13 protein-coding genes are annotated in these 14,304 nt (G+C 63.4%); 7 read left to right on the forward strand and 6 right to left on the reverse strand.

Going from position 1 to position 14,304, the window contains the following annotated elements; all coding sequences use genetic code 11:
• Positions 1-53 precede the first annotated feature (53 nt).
• Positions 54-1,349: an acetyl-CoA C-acetyltransferase gene (locus GQ674_RS20340; RefSeq protein WP_102100653.1), complete on the forward strand. Its 1,296-nt coding sequence runs from the start codon at positions 54-56 to the stop codon at positions 1,347-1,349.
• A gap of 203 nt (positions 1,350-1,552) precedes the next feature.
• Here the strand turns inward: GQ674_RS20340 and GQ674_RS20345 are convergent, their stop codons facing one another.
• The 3 genes from GQ674_RS20345 to GQ674_RS20355 all read right to left on the reverse strand — a co-directional run bounded on the left by GQ674_RS20345 (position 1,553) and on the right by GQ674_RS20355 (position 4,788).
• Positions 1,553-2,923, reverse strand: coding sequence for a heme biosynthesis HemY N-terminal domain-containing protein (locus GQ674_RS20345; RefSeq protein ID WP_159498794.1), 1,371 nt, complete (start codon positions 2,921-2,923; stop codon positions 1,553-1,555).
• A complete protein-coding gene (locus tag GQ674_RS20350) occupies positions 2,920-3,903 on the reverse strand; it encodes a uroporphyrinogen-III C-methyltransferase (RefSeq protein WP_159498796.1) in 984 nt (327 codons plus the stop codon). Before GQ674_RS20350 ends, GQ674_RS20345 begins: the two co-directional genes overlap by 4 nt.
• Before the next feature lie 108 nt (positions 3,904-4,011).
• Positions 4,012-4,788 carry a uroporphyrinogen-III synthase gene (locus tag GQ674_RS20355; RefSeq protein WP_159498798.1) on the reverse strand — a complete coding sequence of 259 codons (777 nt, stop codon included), beginning with the start codon at positions 4,786-4,788 and terminating at the stop codon, positions 4,012-4,014.
• Positions 4,789-4,891: 103 nt separating this feature from the next.
• On the opposite strand from GQ674_RS20355, the gene GQ674_RS20360 reads away from it, so the two are divergent.
• The 5 genes from GQ674_RS20360 to GQ674_RS20380 all read left to right on the forward strand — a co-directional run bounded on the left by GQ674_RS20360 (position 4,892) and on the right by GQ674_RS20380 (position 7,950).
• Entirely contained in the window at positions 4,892-5,302 is a 411-nt protein-coding gene (locus tag GQ674_RS20360) for a YiiD C-terminal domain-containing protein (RefSeq protein ID WP_236546327.1), read from the forward strand.
• Positions 5,303-5,332: 30 nt separating this feature from the next.
• Positions 5,333-5,767: a hypothetical protein gene (locus tag GQ674_RS20365; protein ID WP_159498802.1), complete on the forward strand. Its 435-nt coding sequence runs from the start codon at positions 5,333-5,335 to the stop codon at positions 5,765-5,767.
• A gap of 79 nt (positions 5,768-5,846) precedes the next feature.
• The gene (locus GQ674_RS20370; RefSeq protein ID WP_128095482.1) at positions 5,847-6,284 is read left to right on the forward strand and encodes a rhodanese-like domain-containing protein; all 438 of its coding nucleotides are present in this window, start codon (positions 5,847-5,849) and stop codon (positions 6,282-6,284) included.
• Positions 6,285-6,388: 104 nt separating this feature from the next.
• Positions 6,389-6,904, forward strand: coding sequence for a protein-export chaperone SecB (secB, locus tag GQ674_RS20375; protein WP_128095471.1), 516 nt, complete (start codon positions 6,389-6,391; stop codon positions 6,902-6,904).
• A 20-nt stretch (positions 6,905-6,924) separates the two neighbouring features.
• Positions 6,925-7,950, forward strand: a complete 1,026-nt coding sequence (locus GQ674_RS20380; protein ID WP_128095472.1) for an NAD(P)H-dependent glycerol-3-phosphate dehydrogenase — start codon at positions 6,925-6,927, stop codon at positions 7,948-7,950.
• Between the two features lie 330 nt (positions 7,951-8,280).
• Here the strand turns inward: GQ674_RS20380 and GQ674_RS20385 are convergent, their stop codons facing one another.
• On the reverse strand, positions 8,281-8,853 hold the full coding sequence (locus GQ674_RS20385; RefSeq protein ID WP_201290294.1) for an Ax21 family protein: 573 nt from the start codon (positions 8,851-8,853) through the stop codon (positions 8,281-8,283).
• A gap of 585 nt (positions 8,854-9,438) precedes the next feature.
• Here GQ674_RS20385 and GQ674_RS20390 point away from each other — a divergent pair.
• The gene (locus GQ674_RS20390) at positions 9,439-10,620 is read left to right on the forward strand and encodes a hypothetical protein (protein WP_159498806.1); all 1,182 of its coding nucleotides are present in this window, start codon (positions 9,439-9,441) and stop codon (positions 10,618-10,620) included.
• A 465-nt stretch (positions 10,621-11,085) separates the two neighbouring features.
• On the opposite strand, the gene GQ674_RS20395 is transcribed toward GQ674_RS20390, so the two are convergent.
• Both GQ674_RS20395 and GQ674_RS20400 read right to left on the reverse strand, forming a co-directional pair.
• Complete coding sequence (locus GQ674_RS20395; RefSeq protein ID WP_159498808.1) at positions 11,086-12,348, reverse strand: hypothetical protein; 1,263 nt, start codon at positions 12,346-12,348, stop codon at positions 11,086-11,088.
• A 154-nt stretch (positions 12,349-12,502) separates the two neighbouring features.
• Positions 12,503-13,039 (reverse strand): 3'-5' exonuclease, encoded by a 537-nt coding sequence (locus GQ674_RS20400; protein ID WP_159498810.1) that lies wholly within the window; start codon positions 13,037-13,039, stop codon positions 12,503-12,505.
• Positions 13,040-14,304 lie beyond the last annotated feature (1,265 nt).

The raw sequence follows: 14,304 nt of genomic DNA on the forward strand, positions 1-14,304 counted from the left end.
TGCCCCCATTATGCCTGCTCCTTCGTGCAGGCCATGTTGCAGACACCCCTCCCATGCCAGGTATCTCCATGCCCAACGCCCGTCCCGTCGCCATTCTCGGTGGCGTCCGCATCCCGTTCTGCCGCCAGAACACGGCTTATTCGGACGTCGGCAACCTCGGCATGTCGGTACGCACGCTCGGTGCGCTGGTGGAACGCTTCGGCCTGCATGGCCAGCAGCTGGGTGAAGTGGCGATGGGCGCGGTGATCAAGCATTCCAGCGACTGGAACCTGGGCCGCGAAGCCACGCTGTCCTCGGGCCTGTCCCCGCTCACGCCCGGCATCACCATGCAGCGCGCCTGCGGCACCTCGCTGGACACCATCATCGCGGTGGCCAACAAGATCGCGCTGGGCCAGATCGACTCGGGGATCGGCGGCGGCTCGGACACCACCTCCGACGTGCCGATTGTGTACGGCAAGAAGCTGCGCGCACGCCTGCTGGCGGCCAACCGCGCCAAGAGCACCGGTGACAAGCTCAAGGCGCTGACCCGCGGCTTCAAGCTCAGCGAGCTCAAGCCCGAGTTCCCCGGCGTGGCCGAGCCGCGCACCGGCAAGAGCATGGGCGACCACTGCGAGGACATGGCCAAGGAATGGAACATCTCGCGCGACTCGCAGGACGAGTGGGCGGTGTCGTCGCACAAGAAGCTGGCCGCTGCCTATGAGCGCGGGTTCTTCAACGACCTGATCGCCCCGTTCCGTGGCGTCGAGCGCGACAACATCCTGCGCGCCGACACCTCGCTGGAAAAACTGGCCACGCTCAAGCCGGCCTTCGACAAGGTATCCGGGCGCGGCACGCTGACCGCCGCCAACTCGACCCCGCTTACCGACGGCGCCTCGGCGGTGCTGCTGGCCAGCGAAGAATGGGCGCGTGCGCACGGCCACGAACCGCTGGCCTACCTGCGCGATTCGCAGGTGGCCGCGGTGGATTTCGTGCACGGTGAAGGCCTGCTGATGGCGCCCACCATCGCGGTGCCGGAAATGCTCAAGCGCAACGGCCTGACCCTGCAGGATTTCGACATCTATGAAATCCATGAGGCGTTTGCCGCGCAGGTGCTGTGCACGCTGCGGGCGTGGGAAAGCGAAGACTACTGCCGCAACCGCCTGGGCCTGGACGCGCCGCTGGGCCGGATCGACCCGGCCAAGATCAACCCGCTGGGTTCCTCGCTGGCCACCGGCCACCCGTTCGCCGCCACCGGCGCGCGCGTGATCGCCACGGCGGCCAAGCAGCTGGCCGAACGCGGTGGTGGCCGCGCGCTGGTCTCGATCTGCACCGCCGGCGGCATGGGCGTGGTGGCGATCGTCGAACGCTGATCCGCGCTGACACGCATACAAAAAAGGCCGCCCAAGGGCGGCCTTTTTCGTTGAGGGAGGTAGAGCCACCCCATGGGTGGCTGCACACCACCCCGAAGCCCGGTAGTGCCGGCCGCTGGCCGGCTCCTCACGGACGTTGGATGGGGTGCGTGGAGCCGGCCAGCGGCCGGCACTACCCGAATGCGTGGATCCGGCGTGCGCGATCAGGGCAGGCGCGGGTTGCCGAATGCGTCGCGGTCATCGCGCACCAGCGGGTCCGCCGGGTCCACCGGATCAAGGCGATCAAGCGGCCGCACCGGCTGCACCGGCAGCGGTTGCGACATCAGCGACTGCTCTTCCACCGTAGCGCGTTCGGGAACCACCGGGCCCAGCGGCGTGACAACCGCGTCGGCCCGCGCCAGCGCGATGCTGTCGTCGCCGCGCTGCTGGCGCAGCGCATTGGCGAAGCACTGTGCGGCCAGCGCCGGTTCGCCACGCTCCACGAACAACTGGCCCAGCGCTTCCCACGCCGCCGGACCGGCACCGGCGGCGATCGCGCGGTGCAGGTAGTCCTCGGCCTGGCTGTGCTGGCGCTGGCGGGTCGCGATACGGCCCAGCGCCAGCAGCAAAGCCGGGCTGGCCGGCTGGTTGGCCAGCCAGCGCTGCAGGTTGGCCTGGCGCGTGGCCAGCTTGTCCACCGGCATCTGGCCGTACAACGTCACCAGCGACTCGTCCCAGCGCGTGTCCAGTGCCTGCTCGATGTTGAGCAGGGCCGGTTCGTCCCAGTCCAGCGCGACCGCACGCAGTGCATAGGCCGACACCACGTCCGGATCGCTGCGCAGCGCCTTCGGCGTAGCCTCCCACTGCGCGGCCAGCGCATTGACGTCGCCCGCTTCCAGCAGCGACTGCGCCGCCAGGCGGGTTTCCAGCTCGGCCACGGCCTCATCGGGCAGGACCTTCTGTTTGCGCAGCGCGCCCAACTGGCCGTACGCCTCATGCGCGCGCTCGGCACGGGCCAGCGCTTCGGTGCGCAGCCACAGGCCGCGCGGCGGCAGCGGCTGGATGGTGGCGGTGTCCAGCAGGTTGATCGCATCCACCGGGCGCTCCTGCACCAGCAGGCGCTCGGCCTGCAGCAGGGCATGCAGGGTGGCGTCTTCACCGGCCAGGCGCTGCAGGTACTGGTTCACGGCCGCCTGGTCGTCGCGCGCCTGCGCGCTGCGGATCGCGGTAACCATCGCAACGGCCGTCACTTCCTTGTCCTCGGCAGCGCTGTCGAGCAGCTTCTCAGCCCGCTGCCACTGGCCCTGTTCGTGTGCCTGGATGCCATCGATCAGACGCGCGCGGCCCTGCTTGCGGCGGTAGCGGCCCCATGCGCGGAACGGCGAGGCCAGCAGGCTCCACAGCAACCACAGCACCAGCAGGCCCACCAGCACCATCAGGGCCACCTGCGGCACCGTGGACCGGTAATCGTTGCCGCCGTAGCGGTAGATCACTTCGCCGAACTGGCGCAGTTGTTCGGTGCCCAGGAACTGCGAGGCGATCACGCCAAGGGCTACCGCCAACAACAGCACCACCAGGGATTGGAAGGGTTTCATCGGTCATCTCCATCGCGCATCGCGCGCAGTTGCTGCAAGGTGCTGCCCAGTTCGGGTACCGCAGGATGCAGCACGCGCGTACGCAGTTGCTGCAGTTCAGCACGACGCTCGCGCAGGGCGGGTGAATCCGGCCACAGTCGCGGCAGCCAGGCGGCGACGCGGTCGACGGACCGGGTGAAGCCTTCCTGGTCGCCACGCTCCACCGCGGCGCGGGCCAGGGTCAGTTCCAGCTGCAGGGAATCCCAGCCGGCCACCCGGTCGGCGTCGGTCAACGGGCCCTGCGTGCGGGTGGGGGTGATGGTCACGAACGGGGCCAACACCTGATGCCACCACGGCGTGCCGGCGGCTGCACCGGCGCCGGCATCCACCTGTTCGGGAACCTGCTCCAGCGCCGTGGCGAACGCGGCCAGCTGCGTGGCGGTGGTGGCACGCACGCCCGGGCCCAGCGCGTCCACGGCATTGCGCTCCTGCATCAGTGCCTGGCGCAGGTTGAGATAGTCGTTGCCCTGCACATCGGCCAGGGTGGTGGCCGCCAACGCGTACAGGCGCTTGGCCCCGTCCACGTCATCGGCGTAGGCCAGGCGCTGTGCGGCCTGGCCGAGCAACAGTTCGGTCTCTTCCAGCTGCAGCGCCTGCGCGCCATGGCGGGTGCTGTCGGCCAGCTTGGCCAGGTTGTCTTCCAGCAGCGCGTTGCGCTGGCTCAGGCCCAGCATTTCATCGCGCAGCACGCGGTTGGTGGCGGCGGCGTCCTGCACCCGCTGAGAGGTCGAGCGCTGGTCGCGGCGCAGCGCTTCCACGCTGTCCACCAGGCCCTGCAGCTGCAGTCCGGCATCGGCCTGCGCCTGCGCGGCGCGCGCCTGTTCGGCCTGCCAGCGGGTCAAGCCCCAGGCCACGCCCACGCCGATCAGCAGCACGACCGCGAGGGGCACGATCCAGCGCAGGGAACGGGGGGCGGGCGGTGGCGAAACGTCGTCAGTCATGCGGGCATCCTTGTCGCGCGCGCCGGGGTGTCCACAAGCTGGCGAGCGACGTGGTGCACAGCATCACCCGCCGCGCGCGCGGCCCGCAAGGCCGGGAACGTCGCCTGTTCAGGAAGATGCGGAAGTGATGATCGCCGCGTGTGCGGCCTGCACCAGTTGGCGTGGTAGGGGGCCATCGGCGACGCAGACCCGGGCGAAGCCGGTCGCGCGGGCCTGGTCCGCCAGCCGCGCGCTGGCCGCCACCACGAGGGAGGCGTGCAGTCGCGGCAGCAGGTCCTGCGGCACCTTGGCCAGCAGCAGCTCCAGCGCTTCGCCACTGCTGAGTGCCACCACCCATGGCGCGGGGCGGCGGCGCAGCCGCTGCAGCGCGCGGGGTGGCAGGGGCAAGGGCACCCGCTGGTAAACATCGGCGCGGTGCAGCGTGGCGCCGCGCGCGACCAAGGTGGCGGCGATGATGCCGCGGCCCCCCGGCGCGGTGACCAGGCCCGCGTCCAGCCCGTCCAGGGCGGCCAGCTCAGGCAGGGCCAGCAGACCCTCGCTGTCCATCCGCGTGGGCGCCAGCACCGGGCCGGCGGTATGGGCGCGCAATGCCGCGGCGGTACCCGCGCCCACCGCCAGCCAGATACCGGCACGGGGCGCGTTCAGGGGCAGCAGGCGCGCCGCCGCGTGCACCGCGGCCGGACTGCTGAACACCACCCGCTGCGCGGCCAGCGCACGCGCCAGCTGGGCGCGGCTGGCATCGTCGTCGCGCACCTGCAGCGCCCACGGCGACAGCGCCACCACGCTGGCGCCGGCGGCCTGCGCGGCACGCCGCAACGGCGCATGCTGGCCACGCGGGCGCAGTGAAATCAGGGTCCATTCCGGCACATGTGCATCGCTGTTCATTGCGGGCATTATGCGAGCCCTTTGCCGTTACGTTGTCGTATCGATGTCCAATCCTGAATCCCTGTCCGCGCACCTGGCCGAACTGCAGCACGTGCTGGACCGCATGCCCCCGGTGGCGGCCATGCAGATCCGCGTGGTGTCCTACCGCGAGGGCATGCTCGACCTGGGCGCGCCGCTGGCGGCCAACGTCAATGACAAGGGCAACGCATTCGGGGGCAGCCTGGCCTCGGCGCTGACCCTGTCCGGGTGGGCGCTGGTGACCCTGCGCCTGCGCCTGGCCGGGTTCGATGCCGACGTCTACGTGGCCGACAGCCACGTGCGCTACCTGGCCCCCGTCTATGAAGACCTGCACGCCCAGGCCCAGGCCGCCGACCCGGCCGACTGGGAGGGCTTCCTGGCCACCTTCGCCCAGCGCGGCAAGGCCCGGATCGGTCTGGTGGCCCGCCAGCCCGGCACCGCAGGCAAGCCGGCCGCTGAACTGACCGGGCGTTTCGTGGCCTTCGCAAGGCGGTAGGATGGGCGCCTTGCCGATTGGGGAATTCGCATGCGCCGTTTGTTTCAGATCCTGCTGCTGACCGTGTTCGCGCTGACCAGCGTGAGCGCACTGGCCGCCGAGCCGAAAACCACCAAGAAGCAGCGCAAGGAGCTGGAAGAGACCCAGGTCAAGTACGACTCCACCATGCGCTGGGGCACCGTCGAGGACGCCCTGCCGTACCTGGACCCGGAATACGCCAAGCTCCACCCGCTGACCGACCTGGAGCTGCGCCGCTACGAGCAGGTGAAGATTTCCAGCTATCGCGCCAGCGACAACGTGCCCCTGCCCGACGGCCGGGTGGGGCGCAACGCCGAGGTGCGGGTGATCAACAACAACACCCAGGCCGAGCGCACCATGCGGGTGAAGGAAATCTGGCGCTGGGACGCCGAGGGCAAGCGCTGGCTGCAGGCCAACGGCCTGCCGGACCTCTGGCAGGAGCGCTGAACCCTGCCGGGATGGGGGCTGGACGCCGATTCGCCCGCATGTGCGACAATCGGCGCCCGATTATCGCCCCGTGATCTTAGTGAATTACGAAGAGCTGCTGGCCTTTGCCGGCCGAAACCCGATGTTGTCGATGGCCCTGGTCGGCCTGACCGTGGCCATCATCGTCACCGAAGTCCGCCGCCTGTTCCGCGGCTTCAAGTCGCTCAAGCCGGCTGAACTGACCCACCTGATCAATGCCGGTGGCGCGATCGTGATCGATCTGTCCTCCAGCAGTGATTTCGAGAAGGGTCACATCGCCGGCAGCCGCAACGTGCAGCCCAGCGCGTTCGGCCCGGAGCACAAGCTGGTGGCCAATGCCAAGCAGAGCCCGGTGGTGCTGCTGTGCCGCACCGGCAACGCCTCGGAAACCGCCGCCAAGGCGCTGAAGAAGGCCGGCTTCGAGCAGGTCAACGTGCTCGACGGCGGCATTCCGGCCTGGCAGCAGGCCGAGTTGCCGCTGGTCAAGGGCCGCAACTGATTCCCGCGCGATTGCGCCCCGTGCCTTGTGCGCGGTGCCACACGCCCGCATAGCAGGGCATGTAACAATCCAACCATTGCACTTAATTTCTGGAGCTACAGGAAATGTCCGAAGAGACCACCAACGGCGCCGTTGCGCCGGCCGACGCCGCCACTGGCCCTGCGTTCACCGTCGAGAAGATCTACGTCAAGGACGTTTCGTTCGAGTCGCCCAATGCGCCGGCCGTGTTCAACGAAGCCGTGCAGCCGGAACTGCAGCTCAACCTCAACCAGCGCGTGCAGCGCCTGGGGGAGAACGCCTTTGAAGTCGTGCTGGCCGTCACCCTGACCTGCAAGGCCGGCGACAAGACCGCCTACGTGGCCGAAGTGCAGCAGGCCGGCGTGTTCGGCCTGGTCGGCCTGGACCCGCAGTCGGTGGACGTGCTGCTCGGCACCCAGTGCCCGAACATCCTGTTCCCGTACGTGCGTTCGCTGGTGAGCGAGCTGATCCAGGCCGGCGGCTTCCCGCCGTTCTTCCTGCAGCCGATCAACTTCGAAGGCCTGTACGCCGAAACCCTGCGTCAGCGCCAGGAGCAGGGTGAAACCTCGCTGGCCGACTCCGAGCCGGCCGGCAACGCCTGATCGGCGCTGCTGTCGTTGCGATGAGCACCCACGCAGAAAAGATCGCGGTTCTCGGCGCCGGCTCCTGGGGCACGGCGCTGGCCAGCCTGCTTGCCCGGCACGGTCATTCGACCGTGCTGTGGGGGCGCGATGCGGCCATGGTCGAGGCCATCGACCAGCGCCACGAGAACACCCGCTACCTGCCCGGCATTCCGCTGCCGGCATCGTTGCGTGCCACCACCGACCTGGCCGCCGCCGTCAGCGACGCCACCTGGGTCCTGGTGGTGGTGCCGTCGCATGCCTTCGGTGAGACCGTGCGCGCACTTGCGCCGCTGCGTCCGGCCAACGCCGGCGTGGCCTGGGCGACCAAGGGCTTCGAGCCCGGGTCCGGCCGTTTCCTGCACGAAGTAGCGCGCGAGGTCCTCGGGCCGGACGTGCCGCTGGCGGTGGTGACCGGTCCGTCGTTCGCCAAGGAGGTCACCGAGGGCCTGCCCACTGCGATCACCGTGCACGGTGACGCACCGGCATTCGCCCAACAGGTGGCCGACGCGATGCACGGACCGGCGTTCCGCGCCTACACCGGTGACGACATGGTCGGTGCCGAACTGGGCGGGGCAATGAAGAACGTGCTGGCCGTGGCCACCGGCGTGGCCGATGGCATGCAGCTGGGCCTGAACGCCCGTGCCGGCCTGATCACCCGCGGCCTCAACGAGATGCTGCGGCTGGCCGCGGCGATCGGGGCCAAGCCGGAAACCCTGATGGGCCTGGCTGGCCTGGGCGACCTGGTGCTCACTTGCACCGGCGACCTGTCGCGCAACCGCCGTCTTGGCCTGGCGCTGGGACGCGGCCAGACCCTGCAGGACGCCGTGCGTGACATCGGCCAGGTGGTGGAGTCGGTGCAGACCGCCGACGAAGTCATGCGCCAGGCCCGCCGCCACGGCATCGACCTGCCGATCTCCGATCGGGTGCGCGCGGTGCTTCACGGGGAGCAGACCCCGGAAGAAGGCCTGCGTGCGTTGCTGGCGCGCGAACAGAAGCCGGAATACCCGGACACGCTGTTCAAGTGACCCACGAAAAACCCCGGCAAACGCCGGGGTTTTTTGTAGGCATCCACGCCCGGACACACCGCCCGGAAACGAAAAAACCCGGCACAAGGCCGGGTTCTTTCGTGGCGTACCGACGAGGGTGTCGCCATGCCAACCGCAAAAAACGCGGCGGCCCTGCAGGTAGAGCCGACCGTCGGTCGGCGGCTGTCCGCGCAAACTATGCGACGGCCCAACACAGGTAGAGCCGACCGTTGGTCGGCTGCTGTAAAAGTGAAGCCCGACCTGAGCCGGGCTTCATGGCGCAGGGGAGAGAGACCGCGCCATCCAACAACGTACCGCGGTGAAACTGTATTACCAGGTGAAGCGCGGACCGACGAACCATTCCTTGTCGCCGCCCTTGGCCAGCTTCACTTCGCCAGCCAGGCCCCAGTTCTGGTTGAACTTGGCCTGGGCGCCGACGCGGCCGTAGAACTCGCCGTCCGGGTTGATGCCGTGCTTCTTGCTGTAGTCCTCGTAGCCGGCCATCACGTAGCCCTCGATGTTCGGGGTGAACGCGCTGCGCACGCCCACCTCGGTCGAGTAGCCATTGAAGTCCAGGCCGTGCTTCGGATCGAACTTCTGGTAGGCCACGCGGGCCACCAGGTCGGTGGTCGGGGCAATACCGTAGTTGTAGCCGACACCCACCTTCCACTGGTCCACGTCATTGCTGCCGCGCTTGGTTTCCTGCGCGTTGTAATCGCCAAAGACATGGAAGTTCGGCGCGACGGCAACCGAGCCCTTCACGGCCCAACCGTCAGCGTCGCCACCCTTGGCATCGGTGTTCACGTAGCCGCCTTCAACATAGTTGTACGACAGGCCCTCGGTTGCAGACGCAGCGAACGGCAGAGCAGCGAGCAGACCCAGGGCAAGCAAGGAAGACTTCATCATCGGGACACCTTTAATTATTTTTGGTTTTGCCGAACCGCCCCCCTTGGGAGGGGGAGAGAAGGGGCGGTCGACAGGTGTTAATTATTCATTTGTCGTCCCAATCGCTCCTGAATATTGAACTGACCGGTACATGAATGAAGCGCCCGTTCAGGGAACTTGGGGGTGGCTTCGTGGGGCGAACACCATAGTTTGTGCAGCTTTGGACAGACTATGGTGTAAGGGCAGCTGCCAAACTATGGTGCTGTGCCCGGCTGGAGTACCCCTGTCGCCTCACTATTGCTCTCAGTCGGTCATCCAAGCGCGGGTTGGAGCCTGAACTAGGTGCGCCGCTGTGCGACCAACTGTGAGATCCACTTAGTTGCAAGCCGATCGACCAGCGCCAGCGTGCTGCACGCCGAACGCAGACCCCCACTAGGTCAGCTCGTCGCAACAGGCGTTATCTCTCGACGACGCGCTAAGATCCTCTGTCGATTCAGTAGTCGGCCCAAGCTGTTGGGGAAATCCGGACGTTACTTGTGAAGGGACAACTACCCGGAAATCTGTTATACGCCTGTGGAACAGGCAAGTTCACTGGGGAGCAGCGTGACTGATCGACCTACACAAGACGATTCGCCGCTAACCGAAGAGTCCTTTCTTACCGCTCGTTTCGCCGGAGGACGCTTCGATGCGCATGCAATTCCCTTTGACGTACTACCCGACCTTGCTGCATATCGTGGCCTGATAGTTGAAGTCGCGAAGATGCTGTTTAAGAAGCGCCACAACGACAGGGTGCGTGTCCCCAAGGGCTTCGGCGATTCATTTCAGATTGGTCTCAAGCGAGTCGTAGGCGGCCACAGCGCAGTGGTAACCGGCGTTCGCCTTCCGCAGCTGAAGGCTGATGTTCAGGGAGACCTCGGGTTCGCTCACTACCCCGAATTCGACGACGCCAAGGCCTACGTAGATGCGCTGATTCGCAAAGTCGCGACCAGTGGGGAGGTCCCCGAAGACTTTCCGCAGGAGTTGGCCGGACGCTTCAACCCATTCGGCCAAAGCCTCAGGGCAGATGAGTACATCGAGCTTGGCTATGACACGGCAGATCCGGTTCGGTATGACACATTCATTCGCAAGCGCATTGTTCTATCTCGCGAGCAAACCTATGAGAATGCAGTAGACGGCCTATTTGTTCTAGATGGCGGCGTGTCAAGCACTGGCACAATTCACGTCAAAGACGCCAACGGCTCCGCATTTGATTTCAGACCTCTATCAGAGTTCGAATTTGATAAGGCCTACTCACGGCATACTCAACAGGTCCGCCTAGTTGGAACTGGGCTCTATGACGGGGCAGAACGGTTGCGCCGCTTGCTCGATGTAAGCGTTGTGTACAGCGAAGACGAACAGCGGCAAGCCTTCGACGACCGACTTGACGAAGTAGCCCAAACTGAACCTGGCTGGTATGACCCTGACACTCCGTCGCCCTCAAAGGAAGCGATCGAGTGCATGAGGGCATTTAGTAAAAAAATAGTCTTAGAGGCCGATATACCAACCCCAAGCATCTACCCGCTGCCGGACGGAGGAGTCGCCGCCGAATGGACAGTAGGGGTGTGGGAGCTGAGCGCAAATATTTATCTCCACACTTCAAGTATCGAACTACATGCGGTCAATACCAGCACTTTGGAAGATATTTCGAAGGAGCTTAACATTCGATCAAGCGACTATGCGGACCAGTTCCGCATGGTTTGGGATGTCGTATCCAGCGGTACGGGGAGTAATGATGCCGGTATCTGACGCTAGTGTTATTGAAGTTTCGGATGAACTTATGATGAGGCAGGTGCATCCCAATCTGATCCAGGAAGGGCGACTCTGGTCCGGCGCGTTTACGCCCACACAGAAAGACTCTGGCCTTCTTTCAGCAGATCGAAGCTCCATCATCACACCTAGGGACGCCTACGAGCGATACCTGAAGACGAAACTGCTGAACCAAGCCGGAGGGACCTGGGCTGTCAGCGTCTCAGAGTTCAAATCGATAGATCTGCTTTGCTATTCTGACCCTGTCCAAGACAACACGGCTCACGCGTTGGTTGACTATTCCTCAAAGGAGCCAGGCGTGAGGAAGATCTTGGGCAAGGCTGCATATGCTAGAGCGAGCGCCAGGGGAAGGCTGCACCCATAGTTGTGCTCATTCGGAGTACGAAGAACCTTCGTGCGACCATCCGCAAAGCAAAAATAGCTGGCCACAGGCCAGGCCGCCAGCTACCCACGTCTCAGGTCTTCTGGACGTGATGAATACCACCGAATACATTGCTCTGCGGCGATGCGCGCACACACAACCAAGCTCGACAGTTGCTCCGGAGGACATTCCTTTCCTGTGCGACGATAGTTTGCTTTGGCATGAGCGAGTTGATTTCTAGTTGCTGTTAAAGCGGCCGACAGATCAAGTAGGGATGCTTGGCGTTGTGCAAGCGTGCTACTTGGCCCGATCTTGGCCAAAGTCCGAAGAAAAACTGGCGCATGCCCCGCCATAGGAATTGGATCGCAACAACGCTCGATAGAAAGCCGTATGGCCTCTGCATCTTTAGTGAGTGTTCGGTTCTCCTCAAACAGCAACAGCAGGCCGTCCATAAATTCTGCATTGGGCTTGAGAGCGTCTCTTGTCAGTAGCCTTTTGCGAAGGTCCTCGTACTGCTTCTCACGCACCACTGTAGCAGCGACGTACTCGATGCATTTTACGTAAGAAAGCAACGACCAGTCGCTTCTATTCGCGCCGTGAGCACTGTTGAATTCCGACAAGACCGATAGGAGACCTTGCCCGATAAGCAAGGGACGCAGCCTTCCTGCCTGGCCCACAAGCTCACCGATATCCTCATCCTCCGGGTACTCAATTTCGTCATCGAGTGGTCTCGGCCATTCAAAGAACTCAAGACCCAAGGTAGTGTGCAACTCAAACAAATAGGCATGGATCAGAGCATTGCAATCAGTAATCGAAGCCCCGTGCGGATGCTCGACCTCGATGAATAGCTCATCTCCCGTCAAAGGGGGATTGTACTTATCGTAAAAATGGTCTCTGGCGACGATGATCGCACCAAAGTGTGCTGAATCATTCTTAATAGAAATATTGCCAGGCTTCCCGCCAACCTCGCTTATCATCTTCAGCTCGTGACTATGAGCCGCGCTCACTCGGTCTGCGAACGCATGCGATCGCAGGTCCGTCGAATTCATCCTGATAATTGTTCGTCGGCTAGAGTGATATGTCAGACCATCGAAGCTAGTAGCGCTGTCGGTCACTTCGAGCGAAAGATCAATCAGATCCTTCACCGGCAGCGACACTCCATCCTCTGTTCGGGGAAAGTCGAGCGTCAGCTCCGTGTCAGAACTGATCAGCCAATCATCATCCAAATCCAACTCAAAATCGGGCGGCAGCGGATAGCCATCCAAGTCAATATAGAACGAGGAACCAAGCCTTCTAATAGCCGAGCGAAGAGTGGCTTCCAGCTCAAGAGGCTCAAATGTGATCATGGGCAAGGCATCGAGTTGTTTGATTCGCAAATGATACAGCCAGTCCCCGTCTGATCGCCGACCCATTTGTCATTCGGGTGCACCTGGTAGACGATATCGCCGCGCTATCCAATTCTATTGACTCGCTCAGCTTCACGGTCCGGTGTGTGCAAGTCTAGACAACGGGTCGGAAGTCCGAGCCCAATCGGCCGGTGGAGACTAGCCAAGCCATTCTGAGTCCGTTTGCATCCACGAGCGCGTGGTGGCGGGAGCGACTCAGCTCGGGGTTCAAGCGGAACCATCTCTCCAAGTGAGAAGTGGTAACGGAATCCCTATCCATCAACGTGCAGGGCAATCTTGGCCGCTCGTCCATTCCCTTCGCTACCGAAGCCCAGGACATCACTTCGCGTAATAAACGAAGGTCGTTGGGATAGTCCGCGATGACATGGGGGGATCGCTGGCCCATAAGGAAAGCGAAGAGCGCCTGCGCAAGGCTGGGGTCTGACAGGGCATGAAAGCCCCTCTGCAGCAGGGGATAGACCGTTGTCTTCACGAACTCCGTTGGCGCCAATGGCAGCGGGTCGCGCTCGGCATAGAAAGTGCTCGCTCCATCTTCGCTGACTAGCGCGATGCTCACGAGCTCGAGTCCTTTTGCATCGGCCCACTCAGTGTCTAGGAAGAGGTATGTGAATGAAGACGCTGTGCTCGGCATACGTGCCGCCTCATGATTGGTCGCAGAGAATTGGCTACAAGATGACGATCTACAAGACTGCGGCTCGGGCCTCGCTCTCTAGCACTAAGACCCTTCCAACACATCTAACGTAGGGCTCGAGTGCCCTGACGCTGATTCGTGTCGACTCGCTCAGATTCTGCACTGCTCTTTCAGTAGTCACGCCGGAATCGAGCATACTGAAGGCAGCGGCGATGATCGGCCTGCTCGTTCTACTGGTCAGAAGGCATTTCTGTAGCTTATGCCTTCTGAGATAGCACTGATAGGAGTTTCGCTCCTTCAGTTGTTTGACCGATGCCGAAAGGCCATATCTCTCGAGCAGGATGGCCAAGGGCGGAACAAGACCATGGCGCTCCCCTGCTAGTGCCTCTAACAGGTACTCCAAACGTCGTAGCTGCAGGTTCCTCGACTCCACAGGTAGAGAAAGCAGTCGGGGTTCCTCCTCGCCATCAACTAGGCGGTCGACAGGCAGATCATCTGGGCACAGCAGCACGTCCACTAGGTGGACTCCCATGTACGCGCAGACGTTAAGCAATGACCTGATACTGGGAGCGCCTCGCCGGAAAGCATGATGACTTTTAGACAGTGCCCCCATCTTTGACAACCGATCGATATATGACTCATATCCCCCTGGTACGACCATTGGCGGATTGGAGCTTAGGAAGCAAACGAGCTCTTCTATGCATCCGTCAGTCCATAGTGCCTGTTTCGAGACACCCTTGGCGGACTCTGCGCTTGCAGCGAGGCTCGCTCCGCACAGCACGCAACTCTGGATGTTTGCATTTCCTGGCACAAACGGTTGCTGCGACTTGCATCTCCAGCAGTAGCTTTCGATTCTCGCGAAGTGCAACGAACAGTGCGACAGATCAGAGAAAACCCAACTAAGTCGCCCGCTGACTCCGGATTGAGAAAATTCATCCAGGCATACAGGACACCAATGACGTGCATTCGCCAGTCCCTCGCTTCCTGGGCGAATAGCTGCGGCAATGGCGTACAGAGTGCCCGGCCTGAGAATCTGGCCGCCAGTAAGCTCTTCCAGGGCAATCAGGCGCGCCATGAACCTCCTGCCCGGGCCAATGAGGGCGCATCGAGCTCGATCATTTCGCAAAGGCCTCTCATTGCAGACCTCGTCGAGAGAGTCCAGGAAGGCCACCGTGCTCTGTCCTTGAGTTGTAGACAGACGGGCGACGTAGCTCGCCATCGACTCGACGTGGGCAGTTCCTAGCCCGCTGAGCGCCAACGGCGGA

This window comes from Stenotrophomonas sp. 364, assembly GCF_009832905.1.
Taxonomy (GTDB): Bacteria; Pseudomonadota; Gammaproteobacteria; order Xanthomonadales; family Xanthomonadaceae; genus Stenotrophomonas; species Stenotrophomonas maltophilia_AP.

Excerpts from the sequence above, each read along its gene's own strand:
- GQ674_RS20340 (WP_102100653.1), top strand. The coding sequence starts at position 54 with ATGCCAGGTATCTCCATGCCCAACGCCCGTCCCGTCGCCATTCTCGGT.
- GQ674_RS20345 (WP_159498794.1), bottom strand. The coding sequence starts at position 2,923 with ATGAAACCCTTCCAATCCCTGGTGGTGCTGTTGTTGGCGGTAGCCCTT.
- GQ674_RS20350 (WP_159498796.1), bottom strand. The coding sequence starts at position 3,903 with ATGACTGACGACGTTTCGCCACCGCCCGCCCCCCGTTCCCTGCGCTGG.
- GQ674_RS20355 (WP_159498798.1), bottom strand. The coding sequence starts at position 4,788 with ATGAACAGCGATGCACATGTGCCGGAATGGACCCTGATTTCACTGCGC.
- GQ674_RS20360 (WP_236546327.1), top strand. The coding sequence starts at position 4,892 with ATGCCCCCGGTGGCGGCCATGCAGATCCGCGTGGTGTCCTACCGCGAG.
- GQ674_RS20365 (WP_159498802.1), top strand. The coding sequence starts at position 5,333 with ATGCGCCGTTTGTTTCAGATCCTGCTGCTGACCGTGTTCGCGCTGACC.
- secB (WP_128095471.1), top strand. The coding sequence starts at position 6,389 with ATGTCCGAAGAGACCACCAACGGCGCCGTTGCGCCGGCCGACGCCGCC.
- GQ674_RS20380 (WP_128095472.1), top strand. The coding sequence starts at position 6,925 with ATGAGCACCCACGCAGAAAAGATCGCGGTTCTCGGCGCCGGCTCCTGG.
- GQ674_RS20385 (WP_201290294.1), bottom strand. The coding sequence starts at position 8,853 with ATGAAGTCTTCCTTGCTTGCCCTGGGTCTGCTCGCTGCTCTGCCGTTC.
- GQ674_RS20395 (WP_159498808.1), bottom strand. The coding sequence starts at position 12,348 with ATGATCACATTTGAGCCTCTTGAGCTGGAAGCCACTCTTCGCTCGGCT.
- GQ674_RS20400 (WP_159498810.1), bottom strand. The coding sequence starts at position 13,039 with ATGCCGAGCACAGCGTCTTCATTCACATACCTCTTCCTAGACACTGAG.